An 18,106-nucleotide genomic window follows, 5' to 3' on the forward strand; every position below is an offset into this window, starting at 1 on the left:
CTATATTTTAGAATGTTATTGATAATCCGAGTGTCAAATTTTTCATCAGTGGATAGGTGTAATTGTCTCCACTGGTTCCACTGGTCAAGTCGGGATCGGAGCCCGAAAACGTGTTTGCTACGTCCCAATCTTTGGTTCGCTTATATAACGGTGACCAACTCCATAGATTTTCTCCGCTTACATATACACGTACGTTTTGCATGCCGGCCCTTTTTATCAGGTGTTGAGGAATTGTATATCCTACCTGTATGTTTTTCAGCCGGATATAGGCAATATTCTGCAAATATCTGTCAGAAATTGTTTCGCGCAATGAAGGGGTATATCCGGCATAGCGTGGAAGATAAGCATTGGGATTATCTTCTGTCCAGTAATTTCCCAAGTGCCATTTAGGGAGTGGGTTGTACGGGCGATTGTATTGTCCCCAGAAACCCGATTCGTTGCTTGGGAACCAATTTTGTTTTCCAACACCCTGAAAGAATGCCGAGAAAAAGAAATTATTCCAGTCCCCGCTTAAGGTGAAGCTATAGATATAGCGTGGTTCTTCATTACCGAGAATGACCTGATCGCCGGGGTTGTCGACCGTCTTGTCGCCGTAATCTATTTTTCCGTTGCCGTTCACATCCACAAACCTGATATCGCCGGGATAAGTGGTTCCATTAGCCGAAGTCTTGATAATAGTATTCACGTAACCTTTTATCTCTTCTTCCGATTGGAAAAATCCATCGGTGCGGTATCCCCAAATTTCACCTACCGTTTGTCCTTCATAATAATCGTCCAGACTCCTGGTCGCATTGTTGTATTTGTCTATTTTTGATTTGTAATCTGCTAAAGTACCCCGTATTTCATAGTTGAAGGGTTTCTCGGCTAATGTAAACTTGTTGTTGTAGCTAAGGGACAATTCCCACCCCCTTGTAGTCATATCGGCATAATTTCCTTTGGGCGAATCTGCACCAAAAACATCGGGCAGGGTGACTCCTTTTGTATACATATCCTTGGTCTTGCGCACATAATAATCGCCGGTCAGCCTCAACTTCCCGCCAAGGAATCCCATGTCAACCCCTATATCCGTAGTGGTTGCCGTTTCCCAGGTAAGGGACCGCGGAATAACATCGGGAGCACTTGTGTATTTATTCTTGGCACCATTTACAATATAACCTGCAGTTTCAATAGACAAGAGCTCCATATAGTTGTAAGACGATACATTTCCATTGCCCAACGAGCCATAAGAACCACGCAGTTTTATATCCGAAATGAAATTTTCGTTTACATGCCAGAAAGACTCTTCCGAAATTCGCCATCCGAGTGACAATGAGGGGAAAAATGCCCATTCTTCATTCTCCGGAAATTTGGAAGAACCATCATAACGACCGTTCAATTCGGCTAAGTACCGATCTTTGAAAGCATAATTCAAACGAAAAAATGCACCTGCTATCTTCCACTTTTCCCAACCGGCCGATGTGGTGATAGCATCACCAAGGGCAAGGTTTATACTTTCGGAATCGGGAAACAACAACCCATTTCGTTGCACGTAAGTGCTTTCATATTTCGACGTTTCGTAATTATACCCAATCATCCCTTTAAAATAATGTGCATCGTTGAAAGTGTCTTCGTATTCGGCGTAAAGGTTGGTAGCCGTATATAGCGTATTGCGAATGCTCTTTTTGTAATCGTTATATTTCTCGCTCAGAAGAACTGTAACTCCCTCTTTCACACTATAGGGTACGGGCACGCGGCGTTGCGCTTCGTTGTTGTCGTAATTTCGAAATGTGAAATCTCCATTTACACGCAGCTTGTTATTCAGGAACATAGCTGAAAAACCGGTGGTGTTTTTCAACACTTTTTTGTGTGTATCAATCCCGTTTTTTCCATAAATGAAATCTCCAACCGTGTATGCTGCAGACATGGTCAATGAACCGTCGGGATTGAAGATAGGCGATGTTGGATGCCCTTCATCTGCAATATTTCTCCAAATTGAACCTCCTTCCCCCACATTTAGAGGATTGTGATAAGTCATGTTTGAAAACTCCATATTGTTTGTTATACGTAGCCAGTTCGTCAATTGGAGAGACCCTTTGGCCCGGATATTCAACATATCATAATCATCTGAATTGTATCGGAACAATCCATCATATCCATAGTATCGCCCGGAGATATAAAAATCGGCTTTTTCCGATCCACCCGAAATGGTCATATTGTGATCCTGTGCAAAGGTTCGATTCTTATACAACATGTCATAATAATCTACATTACCATAATAAGTATATGTTCCGTCCGGCTCAACTACAATATCGTCAGTTATTCCTTGCTCTCGGCGCTTTCTGAAATTATCTAACCATGCATCGGAATACAGCTGACTTTTATTGATTTTGTTGGGTAACGAAGAATAGTTGTTCCACCCATAGTAGGCTTCACGAAAATGCTCTGCGTACAGCAAACCGTCGGAGACGAAATCGGGTACGGCTGTTGGTTTCTGTGACGAAACATTTCCTGTATAGTTAATGCTAACCTTCCCTTTCTCCGGATCTTTTGTTGTAATCAGTACCACTCCAAACGATCCTCTGGCTCCATAAATAGCCGCGGAAGCAGCATCTTTTAATACCGATACACTTGCAATATCATTCGGGTTTAATAAAGCAGGATCTCCTTCCACACCATCGATAAGTACCAGCGCGCTACCTCCCTGACCGATAGATGTTTTACCGCGAATATTGTACCCTGCGCTTCGGGTGGGCTTTCCATCATCAAGTGATATATTCAGGTTGGGAATGGTTCCCTGCAATGCCTGAGTAACATTGGCAACAGAGCGATTTTCAAAAACTTCACTTGTAACCTGATCAACAGCTCCCGTTAAATTCACTTTCTTTTGCGTGCCATATCCCACAACCACAAGTTCTTCCAGACTTTTTGAGTCTTCCTGTAAAATGAAATCCACTACGTTTTTTCCGGTAGTGGCAAGCTCCTGTGTCAAATAACCGATATAAGAAACCTGTAGCATGGCGTCTTTGGAAACGGGTAGCGAGAACCGGCCTTCAATATCCGTCACAGTGCCATTAGTAGTCCCTTTTTCTACAACATTGGCACCAATAACAGGGTCGCCGTGTTCATCCAGTACTTTTCCATTTACCGTCCGCCGCTCCGGTTGGTTGGTATTTGCTGACGCTTCTAAGCTTTTTCTTGTCAGGATTATCTGCTTTCCCTGCATTTCGTAGTTAATTCCTTTACTGTTCAATAAAGAAGACAATATCGTCTCAATGGGCTGATTCTGTTCGTTCACCGAGATCCGCACGTTGTCGTTTATTTCGGTATTGTCATACATAAATGTATAAGAATAGTTTTTCTCAATATATGAGAAGAAATCTTTCAAAATTACATTATTCATTTCAATATTAATGCGTTGTAGATTGTCTGTTTGCGCATTTGTCAGGAAGGAGAATAACAAAAAGGATAATAATAAGATTTTTTTATACATGATAAATTAAGATTTAGTTAGATAAATTCTTTACCTGAATTTGTAACTCCAAATAATAAAAATCATAATCCATTCATCGATGGATAATGATCGATAAAACTAAGTGAGATATGAGTAAGTTGTTTCATTTCAATTGGATATACACCTCCTTTCCTTCTATCTTATATGTTATTGGTGTCATTCTATTCATCAGATCCAGAAATTCTCTCATTGATTCTGTTTTTACCACAAAGGTGTAGTGTGGGCGTGAGGTTACATTTTCAAGGGTAATGTTCACTCCATACCAACGTTCCAGTTTTTTTACGACTTCATAGATATCATTATTGTAAACCTTCAAAATGTTTTTTGTCCATAATTTGGTTGTTTCTACATCGTCGGCAACAACGCGGTATTTCAAGTCTGATTTGGTGATTTCAGCCATCTGGTTGGGACGAAGATCTGTCAGTACCACTCCATTTGATTGATTTATAAGTGATACGTGCCCTTTTTCGAGTGATACAGATATAACCTTGTCGGATTCATATGCAGAAACATTGAAGCTGGTACCATGTACCTGTACACTAATCTCTCCCGACTGGACGATAAAAAGTTTGTGGGGGTTTTTCTTCACATCGAAAAAGGCTTCACCTTGTAGACTGATCAAACGTTGGTGTGGATGTGCATAATAGGTGAGTGTGGAACCGGAGTTCAGCCATACCCGGGATGAATCGGGAAGCGTAAGCTGTGTTTTTTCACCTAAAGGGGCAAACGCAGTAAATTGTATGGATTGGTGTTCTGTTCGGTTTATTAAGAAAGAAAGACTTATACCTAATATTAATGCGATACTGGCGGCAATACCGGTAATTTTTAGTACTGTATGTTTTGTATACAAGGTGGCCGCTGTCGGAAAATCAATCTTCTTTTGGATCTTTGCCCAAACTTGCTCTTTATCCGGTAATTTGTTTGTAGGTGACGCTTTCAAGAATTTCCACTCTTTTTCCAAAGAATAAAAAATGGCGCGATGACGGGGATTGTCTTCAAGCCACGCTTCCAATTTCATTTTTTCCGACGTTGAGATCTCTCCCTTTAAAAACGCTGCAATTTGTTCGTAAGGTATTTCCATTTATTTTAGTCATGTTTATAAATAGACCCGCCGAAAAGAAAATACCCTGAAAGGAAATTGATAAATTATTTACACCGATAGCCATAGGAGAAATATGCCCGTCTGTATTATTGAACCATAATTCCGGGACACAAAATCGCGGATTCGTTTCAATGCAATGGACATCTGTGTTTCTACCGTTTTCTCTGAAATTTGATAATAGGCGGCTATTTGTTTATAAGTGAGTTTGTGTTTTTTATTCAGGATAAAAATTTCTCTGCACCGCTCAGGAAGCAGATTAACCGCTTTCTTCAATATTACGGAAAATTCTTCCAGATCGTAACAATCGGGACTCCTTTCTGCTATTTTTTTGTCTTTTATCCATTGGGTTAGTAAAACCATCCTGTTTTGTCTATTCCGCAGATAATTTAGTATCCTGTTACGTGCCGCGTTGTAAAGGTATGTTTTCATGTATTGAATTTCCAAATACTCTTTATTTTCCCATAAACTGACAAAAACATCTTGCACTACATCCTCAATAGCGGCGGTATCACCGGTATAATAAGCCAGAAATTCGCATATTGACTCGAAATACAAGTCATATATGATACGGAAAGAAGCGGCATCCATTTTGGGTATTGGGTATCTAAAAGATCAAGTGTCAAAGTCGCGAAACCGCATAAGTAAAAGTTGCAGCACCTTTAAGTACAAAAAAATTGTTGCACATTCGTGTGAAAATGCAGTTTTCTTTTGTTCCTCCCGGCATACATTCCTGTTTTACCGAAAGCCTGGATGTTTCAGTTAATTCCCAATAATCACAATTGTCTCCCCCAAAATAATGCTCTGCGGTCTGTTTGTCAATTAATTTTTCTTTCATCAGGGCTTAGTGTGTAAAAAATAGTACATATCATTTATCTCCATAATGGCCGGCAGCGCTTATCATCACAACAGTAATAATATCTTCGTGAATTTCATAGATTAGCCGGTGTTCCTGTGTGATCCGTCTCGACCATTGTCCCTTTCGATCCCCTCTTAAAGCTTCAGGTTTACCCGTGCCTGTTGTTGGATGATGTTGTATTTCGTCTATAAGGGAGTTGATTTTTGAAAGGATTGATTTCTGTCCCGTTTTTTTATGTGCTTCGACATCTTATATGAATTGTTCGGTATATTCCAAGATGTATTCTATGCTTTCTTTCATAAACTAAACAGTTTCTTTCTTTCTTCATCAGAAAGCCGTTTTGTTCGACCTGCACGGGCTTTATCAATGTGATCGATGTTTCTCCTGTCCGCAAAGAATAAATCCCCTGACGGGCTTATATCAAACGGATTCACCCTGTACTCTTCGGGGATGTTCATAAACTCGTTAATCCAGTCCTCATTGACAAATTTATCATCCGGGCTATCAGTTACGATAAGATTGACGTATTTCTTACCCCGTTTAACTACAACCCTTTCCTTCTCTGCCAGTTCAAAGTATGTCTTTGTCTCCCTGACGATTTCTCTTGTTGTGATTACTTTCATATCAATTATTTTTTGTACATACAAATATACATACATTTGTTGATCTACACAACTGAAACCTAATTTATTTTGATGCCTCGACAGTGAAGGATCTTCCTCCGGCATTCCGATATCCAAACAGCGGAAGACACCAAATAACCCATCGAGCTGCCAGGGCCTTTGCGAAAAACGGTGTCAAAATTAACGATCCTGACAAGGATCCGGAGAGTGATTTGGTGTCATTCAAACAGTGGGTGACCCAATTAGACATAAAAAGAAAGTATCAACAGATAATATATTATGTTTATATTCCATAACATTACTGTCCTATTAAAATCTCGTAGAGTTCTTTGAAATATTTGAAATTTAGTTAGTTGTAGTCATTTTTGGATTAAACGGATTTCAATTCTCGTCTTTGTAGTTCTTAGAAAGAACAACAATGCATAAGGATAAATTCGTTTTTTTTCAATTAGTCAGTTTCCTCGACAGGTGATTTACAGCGGTTTTTAGTACGCCCGGCGGGAATCGAACCCACATCGTCGGAACCGGAATCCGATATTCTATCCATTGAACTACGGGCGCAGGATCAACCTTATTCCCTGAAAGTGGCGTTCTTCCATTTTAAAGTAATGGAATCGCTCTTCAGAAAAGGTTTTATTTCTGCTATCTGATCATCGGTTAAAAGCGATTTGTAATTGAATGTCAGTGTTAAATCGCTTCCCTGTTCACTGAATGCAGCCGAGACCGGATAAATGTGGTGCAAAGATACAGCATATTTATAATTTTCCATCTCTTTTTTGGAAGAATCGAAAAAAATTTCTTTAGAAATTTCCGGTAGAAACCCGTTATTCTCTATTTTTTCCCACTTTGTAGTGTAAAATGATATATGGCTGTCGCAAGCGGTTGCACATACTGTTCTGATCATGCACACGATCGCAGAATCCTTATTGAGTGTCAATAGCTTCAATTGAGTAGTGCCCGCGTCTGATGTTTTTATCTTGAGATAGTCGCTACTTTGTTTTAATTTCTTGATCTCTCCCAGAGCATAGGGAACAGCTGTTTCACCTGAATCGACCAATAGCATGGTCTTAGAGCCCTCTGACATACCCGGAAGGAGTTCCGATGGCATTAACTTGAACAGATCCCCTATATTTTGTCCTTCTGCCAGCAAGGAAACCGATAGGAAAAATATCCATATAAAATTTCGCATAGTCGTTATTATTTTATTATTCTATTTCAATCTTTATTAATCCCATTAATCCCATTAATCTGATCGTCTGCTAAGGATAAGTATCCTCAACCCTAGTCCAAATGCGGAGCATGATAAGCTCCTATTTTGGAAATATTGGCAATGTCCCGTGTCCCTGATATGATTACCCGTATCTTCGGGACTGTGACATCGTCGAACCTAAGTAACCGTTTATAACCGACCGTACTTCCTGAAGCAAGCTCTATCCATTCGTCATCTACCCATCCTTCCACTGCAAATTCTTCCACACGTTGCCCCTTACGGATATCTTCCTGAAGCATTACTGTATTGATGGTTTCGCCGGGTATGACGTTGAATTCCCTGATAGCTCCCGCACGGGCTTTCCATTCCATATTTCCGTTAGTTAACATTTCATTATCAAATGTTTGGGAGATATAATTGCCCAGTTGACGGAGGCGTTGCCTGTCTGTTTCATGTAACTTGCCTCGTTTATCCGGCGGGATATTCAGGAGGAGTACCGAGTTCATGCCGACAGAATGAAAATAGATATCCACCAATTGTGATAATGTTTTTACCTTTTCATCTTCCTCCGGGTGGTAAAACCAACCGGGACGGATGGAGACATCTACTTCTGAGGGGTACCAGTGAATGCTTTGTGCTTCAGCGATAAGCCGGCGGCTACCCAGATCTTCGGCAGTAGGAGAAATATCCAGCCGTAGATTTTCGTTAATATGTGTATCAGAGATGTCAGGCTGCAGTGGAGTAGCGCTCCATTCTGTTTCCCTTCCTAACCCATCTTCATTGCCTACCCATCGTATATCGTTGCCCATGATCGCTTTTACTGCGTTGGGTTGGAGGCTGTCAATAATTTGGTAGAATCGTGGCCAATCATATTTTTGTACTTTGCCATTATGTCCTTCATCATACGCCCCGTCAAACCATACTTCATGAATATCACCATAGTTTGTGAGAAGTTCGGCCAATTGTTGTGCGAACAAGGCGTTATAGCGAGGAGAGTCTCCATAACTTTTGGCATTTTTATCCCATGGAGAAAGGTAGATTCCGAATTTCATATTATACCTGTCACAAGCCTCCTTCACTTCTTTTACTACGTCTCCCGACCCGTTTCTCCAAGGGGAGGAAGCAATTGAATGAGAGGTGGTTTGGGTTGGCCAAAGGCAAAACCCATCGTGATGCTTTGCCGTGAGAATCAACATTTTGAAGCCGGATCCCTGTAGTGTGGATACCCATTGTTCTGCATCGAAGTCAGTAGGATTGAACAACGCCGGGTCTTCGGTACCGTCACCCCATTCCCGTCCAGTAAAAGTATTAATTCCAAAATGGATGAATGCGGCCAATTCCATCCGTTGCCATTCATATTGGTTGTTTGTAGGAACTACATACGCCGAAAGTTTGACTTTTTGGTCAGAGGTAAGAAGTATGTCGGGGAAGGTTAGTTTTTTCTCAAAATAAGTATTGGCCCTCTGGTTACATCCTGAGAGTAGTACAAAGCAGACCATACATGGAGTCAAAAGGAGTTTTCTCATAAGTTTATAATATTTGGCAACAGAGAAGCAAAGTTACAATTTTTGAGAGAATATCAAATAAGAAAGCCACCCTTTTGGGGTGGCTGCACTTCAATTTCAACTTTGCTGCTTATTACTTCACTTCAGCAGGTTCTTCAATCACTTGTTGCAAAGTATCGACTGCGGCTGCTTCAGCTGCTTCTATGGCAGCACGGATGCTGTCCGCCTGAACAGCGGCAATACTGTCTAGTCTGGCTGCTTCGGCGATACTGTCTTGTTTCGCTTTTTCAGCCTTTGTCTGAGCATTGTTGCAAGAAACGAAACCTAAAGTTGCTACGAAGGCAACTAAGAAAAGTACTTTTTTCATCTTTTAGTAGTTTTAAACGATAAATAATATTGCTTTATCAAAAACGATGCAAAATTATATCAAAAACATGTTTTATAACATGTTTCTCTAAAAAATTATAGTTAAATAATCTTAAGTGATTGTCGGCCTTGATGATTTGAAGTAAAAATCATTCTTTTTTATCATTTGTCTTCATATAGGTATCGTTTGATAGTTTTTTTTGGAGTTTTTTCAAATTCTGAGGGTATTATTTCAATGGAGGCGACTTTCTCATATTGAGCCCCTGATTGATTAAGTATATCTCTGTTTTCACTCATTATTTCCTCCAGTTTCTCTTTCGGAATATTATTTTCCTCCATCGCAGGAAAATCGGGATATACCAATGCTATCAGTTTTGTGTTGCGGGCAATGACCAAACTTTCAGATATGTACGGTAAATTATTCAACCGGGATTCAATCTCTTCAGGGTATATATTTTGCCCGCTGGACGAGAGAATCATAGTTTTTATTCTTCCTTTAATGAACAGTCGTTTTCCCTTCATAATACCCTGGTCACCGGTTTTCAGCCACCCATCGTCGGTGAAGGCATCTGCAGTTGCTTCGGGATTTTTGTAATATCCTTTCATTACATTTTCACCTCTGACCTGGATTTCTCCCGGTATATTTTCGGGATCGGCAGAATCGATGCGTCCTTCCATAATATCGTCCAATATGGAACCGCAAGAAGCAGGTATAAAATTGTAATGATGATCGTAAGAAATGAGTGGAGCACACTCTGTCATGCCATAGCCCACGGTAAAAGGAAATTTCAACTTATGGAAAAAGGTTTCTACTTCCGTATTCAGGGCGGCACCTCCAATAATTACTTCTCTGAAATTACCGCCTAATGTATTTCTCAGTGAATTATTTATTTTGTTAAGGATAAGTGTATTGACCCCGGGTATTTTCAAAAGTATCTTAATCGCCGGTTTTTGTATTGTCGGCAGGATCTTTTTCTTATATATCTTCTCGAAGATGAGCGGCACCGTGATGATAAGGTGAGGTTTCACTTCGCCTAAAGCAGTAATAAGATTCTGCGGGGTAGGGGAGATTCCCAATAAAGTGATATGGACTCCTACAGAAAGTGCGTATAGAAAATCAAAAGCGCAGCCATAGGCGTGGGCTAATGGTAAGAATGCCAGAATACGTTCACCGGTATGAAGTAACTCTAATGTGTGTGCATAGGTGACATTTCCTGCAAAATTATTTGCTGTAAGCATCACACCCTTGCTGAATCCCGTTGTTCCTGACGTATAATTGAGGCAGATAACTTCTTCGTTACTAATTTTGGCATAACGGATATCATCGCGTGAATAGCCATTTGGATAGGCATTATGAAAAGTTACCTTCAATTCTTTTACTTTTTTGATCATACTGCCGTCCTCCTCTTTTAAGAGCGAAAAAGAAGATAAATCGAATACCGGAATATGAAAATTATCCTTGTTGATTGATTTCCAGATAGATTCATTTATAAATACCATCTTAGAGTCAGAATGGTTAATGATCCGTTCGATACTTTCTTTATTGAATTCGTGAAGGATGGGGACAATGACGGCACCATAAGTGACAGTAGCCATGAAAATAACGGCCCATGAAGAATGGTTTTTCCCTATCAGTGAGATCTTGTCTCCTTTCCCGATCTGTAACTCCGCAAAAAGGAGATGCAGTTTTGCTATTTCATGGGCCAACTCTCCATATGTATATGACCTGTCTCCTTTGTAATCACTTAAAGCAGGTAAATCCCAATTCTTTTTAAAACTGTTTTCGTAAATTTTGATGAAGTTTTGTTCAATCATGATTGCACATTATCTCTAATTCTGTGCAAAAATAATAGCTAAAAATGTATTATCAAAGAAAAAAGGGAGGTAAATTAGGAGTAAAATTGTAATTTTGCGGTTTTATTATTTACAGCTTAATCCATGTGTCATGTGAATTATCTCTGCGCTGAAGTATTTTCCGGGAGGAGATTTTACGAAAATGACAACCCAGATATGATTGATAAAACTATATTTCAAGATAAAACGGCGGCCTACTATACTTTGGGTTGCAAACTGAATTTTGCCGAGACATCGGCTATCGGCCGGCAACTCTTGAACTCCGGTGTGCGTCGTGCGCGAAAGGGGCAGAAAGCCGATATTTGTGTGATAAACACCTGTTCCGTTACGGAACTGGCCGATAAGAAAGGGCGTCAGGCTATCCGGAAGGTGATACAAGAGAACCCATCTGCATTCATCGTTGTTACCGGCTGCTATGCCCAGCTAAAACCGGAAGAGGTGGCCGGCATAGATGGAGTAGATCTGGTGCTTGGCGCAGAACAAAAACTGGATGTGGTCAAATATCTTGACGATCTGAAGAAAAAGGAGAAGGGCGAGGTAGTTACATCCAAAACGCATCGTATCCGGTCATTCGTCCCTTCTGTTTCAGCGGACGACCGTACCCGTTATTTTTTGAAAGTGCAGGACGGATGTGATTATTTTTGTTCTTTTTGCACCATTCCTTTTGCCAGGGGAAGGAGTCGCAACGGATCGATTGCCGACTTGGTGAAGCAGGCCGGACAAGTAGTACAGGAAGGGGGTAAAGAGATAGTGCTTACAGGGGTGAATATTGGAGATTTCGGACATACAACCAAAGAGTCTTTTTTGGATCTCCTCAAGGAACTAGACAAGGTGGAAGGTATAGAGCGATACCGAATCTCTTCCATTGAACCGAACCTTTTATCAGATGAGATTATTGATTTTGTCGCCGGTTCGAATCGTTTTGCACCTCATTTCCATATGCCGCTGCAATCAGGAAGTGATGATGTCTTGAAATTGATGAAACGACGTTATGATAGTACCTTGTTCCGCCACAAGGTGGAAAAGATTAAAAAAGTGCTTCCGCATGCTTTTATAGGTGTGGATGTTATTGTAGGTGTCCGCGGTGAGACAGATGATTATTTCTTCCAGGGTGAAGAATTTATCCGTTCCATCGATTTTTCGCAATTGCATGTGTTCACCTATTCTGAACGTCCGGGTACTGCTGCCCTGACGATTGACTACGCAGTAGATCCAAGGACTAAACATGCACGAAGTAAAACTTTATTGGACTTGTCCGATCGGCGTTTGGAGGAGTTTTACCTGTCTCAGCAGGGTAGCCGGAGAAAAGTGTTGTTTGAACATACAAAACGGGGTAAAAAAATGCACGGGTTTACCGAAAATTATGTAAAATTGTATGCTGATTATGATGCATCTCTTGTAAACAAGGTGATAGAGGTAGAAGTGGGTGCGTATGACGAGAACGAAATGGCAATGAAAGCGATTTTTTAATGGAGGGGAAAGAAAGTAAAAAAGGAATTGGATATTCACTGTTATATGGGGTTGCATATCTGCATGCGTTGCTGCCATTCAGGGTACTATATGTATTATCTGATATTCTGTATCTGCTTGCATATTATGTAGCACGATACCGGAGAAAGATTGTCAGGAAAAACCTGAAAAATGCTTTTCCGGAGAAGACAGAAAAAAGTATCGTGAAGATCGAGAAAAAATTTTATCGTCATCTGTGCGATTATTTCTTTGAAACACTCAAGATGCTTCGTTTTACGGACAAGGAGGTGCGAAAACGGTTTAAATTAGAGAATCCGGATATCTTTAACCAGTTGACAGCCAATGGAAAATCCTGTATACTGAGCCTTGGTCACTATGCTAACTGGGAGTGGGTGCCCTCTATCGTACTGAATTTTAGGCCGGGATTGGGGCAAGGGTTCATCTATAAAGAACTGCATTCAAAAGTATTCGATCAGCTTTTCTTGAAGATGCGGACCCGCTTTGATCCAATCCCTATTGAAATGCATAATGCTTTCCGGCAAATGATCCGTCTTCAAAACGAAGGGAAAACAATGGTCGTGGGCTTTCTTAGTGATCAACGCCCTTCTAAGCGTCAGGGACATTATTGGACTACTTTTATGAATCAGCCGACGCCGGTACAGACCGGAATGGAAAAAATTGCACGTCATCTTGGTACTTCGGTTGTCTATTTAGATATTCAAAAAGTAAAAAGAGGATATTATTCCGGCAAATTTTTTGTAATTACTTCCGATGCCAGTAAAGAAGATGAATATACGATAACTGAACAGTATCTGAGGAAATTAGAAAAGTCTGTAATGCGGGAGCCGGCCTACTACTTATGGTCGCATGACCGCTGGAAATTTAAAAAACCTGGAAATTGATTTGCTGATTTGACGATGTGCTGATTCCGATAAATCGGGACGAGTAGCGATGATTTAACGATGTGATTTAAAAGTTAATCTCAGGGTAATTGATAGTAAAATATCCGGTTTTATCTGGATTTTAAATGGAAAGTAATTGGTAAAAACGTCCGTAGTCATATTGAACTGGAACGGGAAAAAATTGCTGGAGCAGTTCCTTCCTCCGGTATTGCAACATTCCTTAAATGATGAGTGTCGCGTGGTTGTGACAGATAATAATTCAAGTGATGATTCGCTGGAATTTCTCAGGAATTATTACCCTGATCTACCGGTAATCGTGCTGGATAAGAATTATGGGTTTGCGGATGGTTACAATAAGGCGCTGCAACAGTTAGACTCGGAATATATGGTGTTGCTAAACTCCGATGTGGAGACTTCGCCCGGCTGGCTTGAATCACTGATTGCTTATATGGATGCACATCCCGAAGTGGCGGCAGTACAGCCGAAGATACGTTCCTACAAAGATAAGATGCTGTTTGAATATGCCGGTGCCTCGGGCGGATTTATCGATCGTTATGGATATCCTTTTTGTAGAGGACGGATCCTGAATGTGGTAGAGCAGGATCGCGGTCAATATGATTCTATCATACCGGTTTTTTGGGCGACAGGGGCATGCCTTTGTATCAGAAAGAAGGATTACATGGAAGTGGGTGGATTGGATGCCCGTTTCTTTGCCCATATGGAAGAGATAGACTTGTGTTGGCGTTTGAATGCGCGTAGCAGGAAGGTAATGTGCGTGCCTTCATCTGTAGTCTATCATGTTGGGGGAGCTTCATTGAACCAGGATAATCCGAAAAAGATGTATCTCAATTTCCGTAACAACCTGCTAATGCTTTATAAAAATATGCCACAGCGAAGATACTATTCTGTATTTATCATGCGTTTTTTCTTTGATATCATGGCCTTTGTTCGACTCTTATCGACCGGTAATTTCAAAAGTGCATATGCGGTGGTGGAGGCCTATAGTGATTTCCTGAAAATGCGCCCGTATTATAAGACGGTACGGAAAGAGAATCTGGCTAAAACAATCGTTGGAAGAATTCCTACTCAATACAGGAAAAGCATCTTATTGAATTTTTATTTCAAAGGAAAAAAGACTTACTCTGCAGTTTTCAAGGATAAAGGGAGGCTCATTCAAAATGAAAACTGAGAGTGATCATTCGTTGGGTAGCTTTAGACAGGGAGTTGGCATATTTTCGGAATTCATCGTCTTTCAGGTCATTTCTGTTTCTTTCAAGAATATCGATCAGCCCAAAACTCAACTTCAACTCCGGTGAGAGCTTAAAGAGAGGCAGATAAAAGTCACACCCCACTCCAAATTCGATTCCTGCATCGTATGGCTTCAGCAATACCGCACGGTTTTTTGCAGAGGATAGTTCTATACACCCGTATCCTCCCACAAGGGCATAAGGGCGAAAATTGTTGATCCTGTCAGCCGATATTTTAAGATGTAACGGTAGGGTTATATAATTATTGCGAATACGCATAGTATATTCTTCTCCGGATGATTGTTCCCTGAATATGAATTTTTTATCACCCAGATAAAGTGATGGAATTAATCTAAGATTCATAAACCTGTTTAGATACATATCTCCGATAATACCAACAGCAAACCCGGGTGAATACTCGGGAATTTCGGAGAACCATGCCTCCCCGTTTTCATTGATAAAGCCCGAGTGTGTAAGTATCAGGTCCTGGGTATGCAATCCGAGTGTAAAACCCAGATGGAATAGCCGCTGGTCTGCATAGGGGCGGTGCTGGAGCTTACGATGCTGGGCAAAGAGATTTCCCGAAAGCAGAATGAGTAGAAGTAAATATGTCACTTTTTTTATCATGCTTTGTTTAAACGTTTTTTTTTCCGGCTTATTGTGTTTTACATGGACAGAAAACGGTACGATTGGAAACGACATCAAAGGAAAAGGAAATTTATACAGATTCTAAATAGGAGGCAAAGTATAGCACATTTTTTTTATTAGAAAAAAACTAATTATCTTTGCACTTATATAACTAATTACAATAACAAACTTTTATCTATTATGGCTTACGTAATTGATGATACTTGCATTGCCTGTGGAACATGCATCGATGAATGTCCTGTTGAGGCAATATCAGAAGGCGATATCTATGTAATCGATCCTGATTTATGCACTGACTGCGGCTCTTGTGCAGAAGTGTGTCCCACAGAATCAATTCATCCGGAATAGAAACCGGTATATTTGATAAAAAGAAAGTCGAACATTCCTGTCCGGCTTTTTTTATGGGTTTATTCCAATTTTCACATCTTTCCAATGTACAAAAAACGCCTCCGTTAAGAGGCGTTTTTTATAAGATAAGTACGACGATATATTATCCGTTTACTTTTGCCATATGGGCAATCAGGTTAAGTACTTTATTGGAATAACCCCATTCATTGTCATACCAACTAATCACCTTCACGAAAGTAGGGCTCAATTGAATACCTGCTTTTTCGTCGAAGATAGATGTGCGTGAATCGCCGATGAAGTCGCTCGAAACAACATCTTCGTTAGTATATCCGAGAATACCCTTTAGTTCTCCTTCAGAAGCTTCTTTCATAGCGGCACAGATTTCTGCGTAAGTAGTTTCTTTTGCCAAACGTACAGTTAAGTCAACTACAGATACGTTCAGTGTAGGAACACGCATTGACATACCGGTTAGTTTGCCGTTCAGTTCAGGAATTACTTTACCTACTGCTTTGGCTGCTCCCGTAGAAGAAGGGATAATGTTGGCAGAAGCAGCACGTCCGCCTCTCCAGTCTTTTGCTGAAGGACCGTCTACTGTCTTTTGTGTGGCAGTGGTTGAGTGTACGGTAGTCATCAATCCTTCCAATACGCCGAACTTGTCATTCAACACCTTTGTGATGGGGGCCAAACAGTTGGTTGTACAAGATGCATTGGATACGAATTGTTCACCTTTGGTGTAAGTATTTTCGTTTACTCCACAAACATACATACGTGTGTCGTCTTTAGAAGGAGCAGACATCACTACATATTTTGCACCGGCGTCGATATGGCCTTGTGCCTTGTCCTTAGAAAGGAACAAACCGGTAGATTCAACTACGTATTCAGCGCCTACGGCATCCCATTTCAGGTCAGCCGGGTTTCTTTCAGCAGATACACGGATTGTATTTCCGTTTACCACCAAATTACCATCTTTTACATCGATCGATCCGGTGAACTGACCGTGGATCGTGTCGTATTTTAACATATATGCGATGTAATCTACATCGAGCAAGTCATTGATACCCACAATCTGGATATCGCTTCTGTTTTGCGCAGCACGGAAAACCAAACGTCCTATGCGGCCAAATCCGTTAATACCTACTTTAATCATAACTTTGTTGAATTTATTTGTTAAAAGAATTATCGCTAATTGTTACATTATTATATTTGCTTGGCGTCATTCCGGTAATGCTACCTTTATTCAGCCCATTCCATATAATGAAGATCGTCCCTAAAAACCATCTTTAAAACCATCTTTTTAATGGACTTGCAAAAATAGCATATTTTTTCGGTTTGATAAAATTATTCAGAACAAAAAACTGAAAAACTCAATGAATCCCTCCCCACCATTTACTGAAAATCTGTGTGGTATCGTTTAGAAAAACAACTTCACCTATCCTTGGAGTTACCAGAGGAATCCGGTCTCCATGCTTATTCATCTCGATAACAGACGTTAAAGGCTCATCCCAAGGATGTTGGGCCAATTTGAATTTGGAGGAATGGACCGGGAACAGGCGTTTTGCTTTCAAATCTTTGGCTGCTTGTAATCCCTCTTCCGGTAGTAGGTGGATGACGTGCCATGCTTCGTTATACTGACCGTTTTCCAGGATTGCCAAATCAAATCCGCCAAACTTCTCTCCTATTTCAGTGAAATGCATATCATAACCACCATCACCGCCGAGATAGAATTGTTGCTTCGCTGTTTGTAAAATAAACGCTAGCCAAAGAGTGTTGTTCCTTTTAAAACTCCTGCCTGAAAAGTGGCGTGTCGGTGCCGTATACAGGGTGATATTGCCGGAGAGAGGCATGCTTTCATTCCAGTCCATTTCGGTAATGATGGCCGGGTCGTATTTCCAATGCTCGAGATGTGCGCCTACGCCCAGACCGCAAACAACATGCCCGACCTTTGATCTCAGCTTCTTGATGGTCGGATAATCGAGATGATCATAATGGTCATGGGTTATGAGCAGGTAATCAATTCCGGGCATATCTTTAACTGAATAGATATCCGTTCCTTTGAACGACCTGTTGGTTCCGGGTACCGGTGAAGCATTACCGCTAAAGACCGGATCAATCAGGAACCGTACTCCGTTGAGTTGAATAAAATAAGAGGAGTGACCGAACCAGACCAGTATATCTTTGTCGGAAGTCAGATTATTCAAATCAGTCTTTACCGACGGGATTTCATCCACAGGCCTTGTGCGTGGAAATTTCTTGAAAAGAAAGGTGAAGAAAATCTTCACAGGGAATCCACCGGTTGTAAGGTTGGGTGTAGGGTGGATGTTATGGAACTGTCCATCTTGGTAATTCGGGGATTGTTGTATTTGCTCGAGTCGTTCTCCACCCGGCGCTTTTCCGAACGTTGGTAACCGCATATAGAAAAATGTTGTAATGCCCAATAGCAATACAACACTTAGAAATATTGTCATTATTCTTTTTATAAAGTTCA

The 18,106-nt window shown here is 40.7% G+C and carries 16 protein-coding genes, 1 tRNA gene and 1 pseudogene; 4 read left to right on the forward strand and 14 right to left on the reverse strand.

What is annotated here, in order from left to right; genetic code table 11:
* Nucleotides 1–7 precede the first annotated feature (7 nt).
* The 11 genes and pseudogenes from B4G81_RS00935 to B4G81_RS00985 form a co-directional block, all read right to left on the reverse strand.
* On the reverse strand, nucleotides 8–3,379 hold the full coding sequence (locus B4G81_RS00935; RefSeq protein ID WP_294079114.1) for a TonB-dependent receptor: 3,372 nt from the start codon (nucleotides 3,377–3,379) through the stop codon (nucleotides 8–10).
* A gap of 214 nt (nucleotides 3,380–3,593) precedes the next feature.
* Nucleotides 3,594–4,571 (reverse strand): FecR domain-containing protein, encoded by a 978-nt coding sequence (locus tag B4G81_RS00940; protein ID WP_294079116.1) that lies wholly within the window; start codon nucleotides 4,569–4,571, stop codon nucleotides 3,594–3,596.
* Nucleotides 4,572–4,640: 69 nt separating this feature from the next.
* The gene (locus B4G81_RS00945; RefSeq protein ID WP_294079120.1) at nucleotides 4,641–5,180 is read right to left on the reverse strand and encodes an RNA polymerase sigma-70 factor; all 540 of its coding nucleotides are present in this window, start codon (nucleotides 5,178–5,180) and stop codon (nucleotides 4,641–4,643) included.
* 31 nt (nucleotides 5,181–5,211) lie between these two features.
* Complete coding sequence (locus tag B4G81_RS00950; protein ID WP_294079122.1) at nucleotides 5,212–5,427, reverse strand: hypothetical protein; 216 nt, start codon at nucleotides 5,425–5,427, stop codon at nucleotides 5,212–5,214.
* Nucleotides 5,428–5,457: 30 nt separating this feature from the next.
* Nucleotides 5,458–5,673 (reverse strand): annotated as a pseudogene (locus tag B4G81_RS00955) (Txe/YoeB family addiction module toxin); the annotation flags it as partial.
* Between the two features lie 71 nt (nucleotides 5,674–5,744).
* The gene (locus B4G81_RS00960; protein WP_294079124.1) at nucleotides 5,745–6,071 is read right to left on the reverse strand and encodes a hypothetical protein; all 327 of its coding nucleotides are present in this window, start codon (nucleotides 6,069–6,071) and stop codon (nucleotides 5,745–5,747) included.
* Nucleotides 6,072–6,560: 489 nt separating this feature from the next.
* Nucleotides 6,561–6,632 (reverse strand) — tRNA-Arg (locus B4G81_RS00965).
* A gap of 10 nt (nucleotides 6,633–6,642) precedes the next feature.
* Nucleotides 6,643–7,260: a DUF3256 family protein gene (locus B4G81_RS00970; protein WP_294079126.1), complete on the reverse strand. Its 618-nt coding sequence runs from the start codon at nucleotides 7,258–7,260 to the stop codon at nucleotides 6,643–6,645.
* A gap of 92 nt (nucleotides 7,261–7,352) precedes the next feature.
* A complete protein-coding gene (locus tag B4G81_RS00975; protein ID WP_294079128.1) occupies nucleotides 7,353–8,807 on the reverse strand; it encodes an alpha-L-fucosidase in 1,455 nt (484 codons plus the stop codon).
* Nucleotides 8,808–8,919: 112 nt separating this feature from the next.
* Nucleotides 8,920–9,153 (reverse strand): hypothetical protein, encoded by a 234-nt coding sequence (locus B4G81_RS00980; RefSeq protein WP_294079130.1) that lies wholly within the window; start codon nucleotides 9,151–9,153, stop codon nucleotides 8,920–8,922.
* Between the two features lie 161 nt (nucleotides 9,154–9,314).
* On the reverse strand, nucleotides 9,315–10,967 hold the full coding sequence (locus B4G81_RS00985; protein WP_294079131.1) for an AMP-binding protein: 1,653 nt from the start codon (nucleotides 10,965–10,967) through the stop codon (nucleotides 9,315–9,317).
* A 195-nt stretch (nucleotides 10,968–11,162) separates the two neighbouring features.
* Between B4G81_RS00985 and mtaB the strand changes: the two genes are divergently transcribed.
* The 3 genes from mtaB (at nucleotide 11,163) to B4G81_RS01000 (ending at nucleotide 14,567) form a co-directional block, all read left to right on the forward strand.
* On the forward strand, nucleotides 11,163–12,476 hold the full coding sequence (gene mtaB, locus B4G81_RS00990; protein ID WP_294079133.1) for a tRNA (N(6)-L-threonylcarbamoyladenosine(37)-C(2))-methylthiotransferase MtaB: 1,314 nt from the start codon (nucleotides 11,163–11,165) through the stop codon (nucleotides 12,474–12,476).
* The gene (locus tag B4G81_RS00995) at nucleotides 12,476–13,378 is read left to right on the forward strand and encodes a lysophospholipid acyltransferase family protein (protein WP_294079135.1); all 903 of its coding nucleotides are present in this window, start codon (nucleotides 12,476–12,478) and stop codon (nucleotides 13,376–13,378) included. Before mtaB ends, B4G81_RS00995 begins: the two co-directional genes overlap by 1 nt.
* A gap of 136 nt (nucleotides 13,379–13,514) precedes the next feature.
* Nucleotides 13,515–14,567: a glycosyltransferase family 2 protein gene (locus B4G81_RS01000; protein WP_294079137.1), complete on the forward strand. Its 1,053-nt coding sequence runs from the start codon at nucleotides 13,515–13,517 to the stop codon at nucleotides 14,565–14,567.
* Here B4G81_RS01000 and B4G81_RS01005 read toward each other — a convergent pair.
* Nucleotides 14,548–15,252: a porin family protein gene (locus B4G81_RS01005; RefSeq protein ID WP_294079139.1), complete on the reverse strand. Its 705-nt coding sequence runs from the start codon at nucleotides 15,250–15,252 to the stop codon at nucleotides 14,548–14,550. The genes B4G81_RS01000 and B4G81_RS01005 overlap by 20 nt on opposite strands.
* A 201-nt stretch (nucleotides 15,253–15,453) precedes the next feature.
* Here B4G81_RS01005 and B4G81_RS01010 point away from each other — a divergent pair, with 201 nt between their 5' ends.
* On the forward strand, nucleotides 15,454–15,621 hold the full coding sequence (locus B4G81_RS01010; RefSeq protein ID WP_294079141.1) for a DUF362 domain-containing protein: 168 nt from the start codon (nucleotides 15,454–15,456) through the stop codon (nucleotides 15,619–15,621).
* A gap of 142 nt (nucleotides 15,622–15,763) precedes the next feature.
* On the opposite strand, the gene gap is transcribed toward B4G81_RS01010, so the two are convergent.
* Both gap and B4G81_RS01020 read right to left on the reverse strand, forming a co-directional pair.
* A complete protein-coding gene (gene gap, locus B4G81_RS01015; protein WP_294079143.1) occupies nucleotides 15,764–16,768 on the reverse strand; it encodes a type I glyceraldehyde-3-phosphate dehydrogenase in 1,005 nt (334 codons plus the stop codon).
* A 217-nt stretch (nucleotides 16,769–16,985) separates the two neighbouring features.
* Entirely contained in the window at nucleotides 16,986–18,086 is a 1,101-nt protein-coding gene (locus B4G81_RS01020) for an MBL fold metallo-hydrolase (protein ID WP_294079145.1), read from the reverse strand.
* Nucleotides 18,087–18,106 lie beyond the last annotated feature (20 nt).

The sequence above is a fragment of the Proteiniphilum sp. UBA5384 genome, assembly GCF_002410825.1.
Classification (GTDB): domain Bacteria; phylum Bacteroidota; class Bacteroidia; order Bacteroidales; family Dysgonomonadaceae; genus Proteiniphilum.

What these genes read in the sequence shown, in the direction of transcription:
- B4G81_RS00935 (WP_294079114.1), bottom strand. Translation starts at nt 3,379, where the DNA reads ATGAATAATGTAATTTTGAAAGATTTCTTCTCATATATTGAGAAAAAC.
- B4G81_RS00940 (WP_294079116.1), bottom strand. Translation starts at nt 4,571, where the DNA reads ATGGAAATACCTTACGAACAAATTGCAGCGTTTTTAAAGGGAGAGATC.
- B4G81_RS00945 (WP_294079120.1), bottom strand. Translation starts at nt 5,180, where the DNA reads ATGGATGCCGCTTCTTTCCGTATCATATATGACTTGTATTTCGAGTCA.
- B4G81_RS00950 (WP_294079122.1), bottom strand. Translation starts at nt 5,427, where the DNA reads ATGAAAGAAAAATTAATTGACAAACAGACCGCAGAGCATTATTTTGGG.
- B4G81_RS00960 (WP_294079124.1), bottom strand. Translation starts at nt 6,071, where the DNA reads ATGAAAGTAATCACAACAAGAGAAATCGTCAGGGAGACAAAGACATAC.
- B4G81_RS00970 (WP_294079126.1), bottom strand. Translation starts at nt 7,260, where the DNA reads ATGCGAAATTTTATATGGATATTTTTCCTATCGGTTTCCTTGCTGGCA.
- B4G81_RS00975 (WP_294079128.1), bottom strand. Translation starts at nt 8,807, where the DNA reads ATGAGAAAACTCCTTTTGACTCCATGTATGGTCTGCTTTGTACTACTC.
- B4G81_RS00980 (WP_294079130.1), bottom strand. Translation starts at nt 9,153, where the DNA reads ATGAAAAAAGTACTTTTCTTAGTTGCCTTCGTAGCAACTTTAGGTTTC.
- B4G81_RS00985 (WP_294079131.1), bottom strand. Translation starts at nt 10,967, where the DNA reads ATGATTGAACAAAACTTCATCAAAATTTACGAAAACAGTTTTAAAAAG.
- mtaB (WP_294079133.1), top strand. Translation starts at nt 11,163, where the DNA reads ATGATTGATAAAACTATATTTCAAGATAAAACGGCGGCCTACTATACT.
- B4G81_RS00995 (WP_294079135.1), top strand. Translation starts at nt 12,476, where the DNA reads ATGGAGGGGAAAGAAAGTAAAAAAGGAATTGGATATTCACTGTTATAT.
- B4G81_RS01005 (WP_294079139.1), bottom strand. Translation starts at nt 15,252, where the DNA reads ATGATAAAAAAAGTGACATATTTACTTCTACTCATTCTGCTTTCGGGA.
- B4G81_RS01010 (WP_294079141.1), top strand. Translation starts at nt 15,454, where the DNA reads ATGGCTTACGTAATTGATGATACTTGCATTGCCTGTGGAACATGCATC.
- gap (WP_294079143.1), bottom strand. Translation starts at nt 16,768, where the DNA reads ATGATTAAAGTAGGTATTAACGGATTTGGCCGCATAGGACGTTTGGTT.
- B4G81_RS01020 (WP_294079145.1), bottom strand. Translation starts at nt 18,086, where the DNA reads ATGACAATATTTCTAAGTGTTGTATTGCTATTGGGCATTACAACATTT.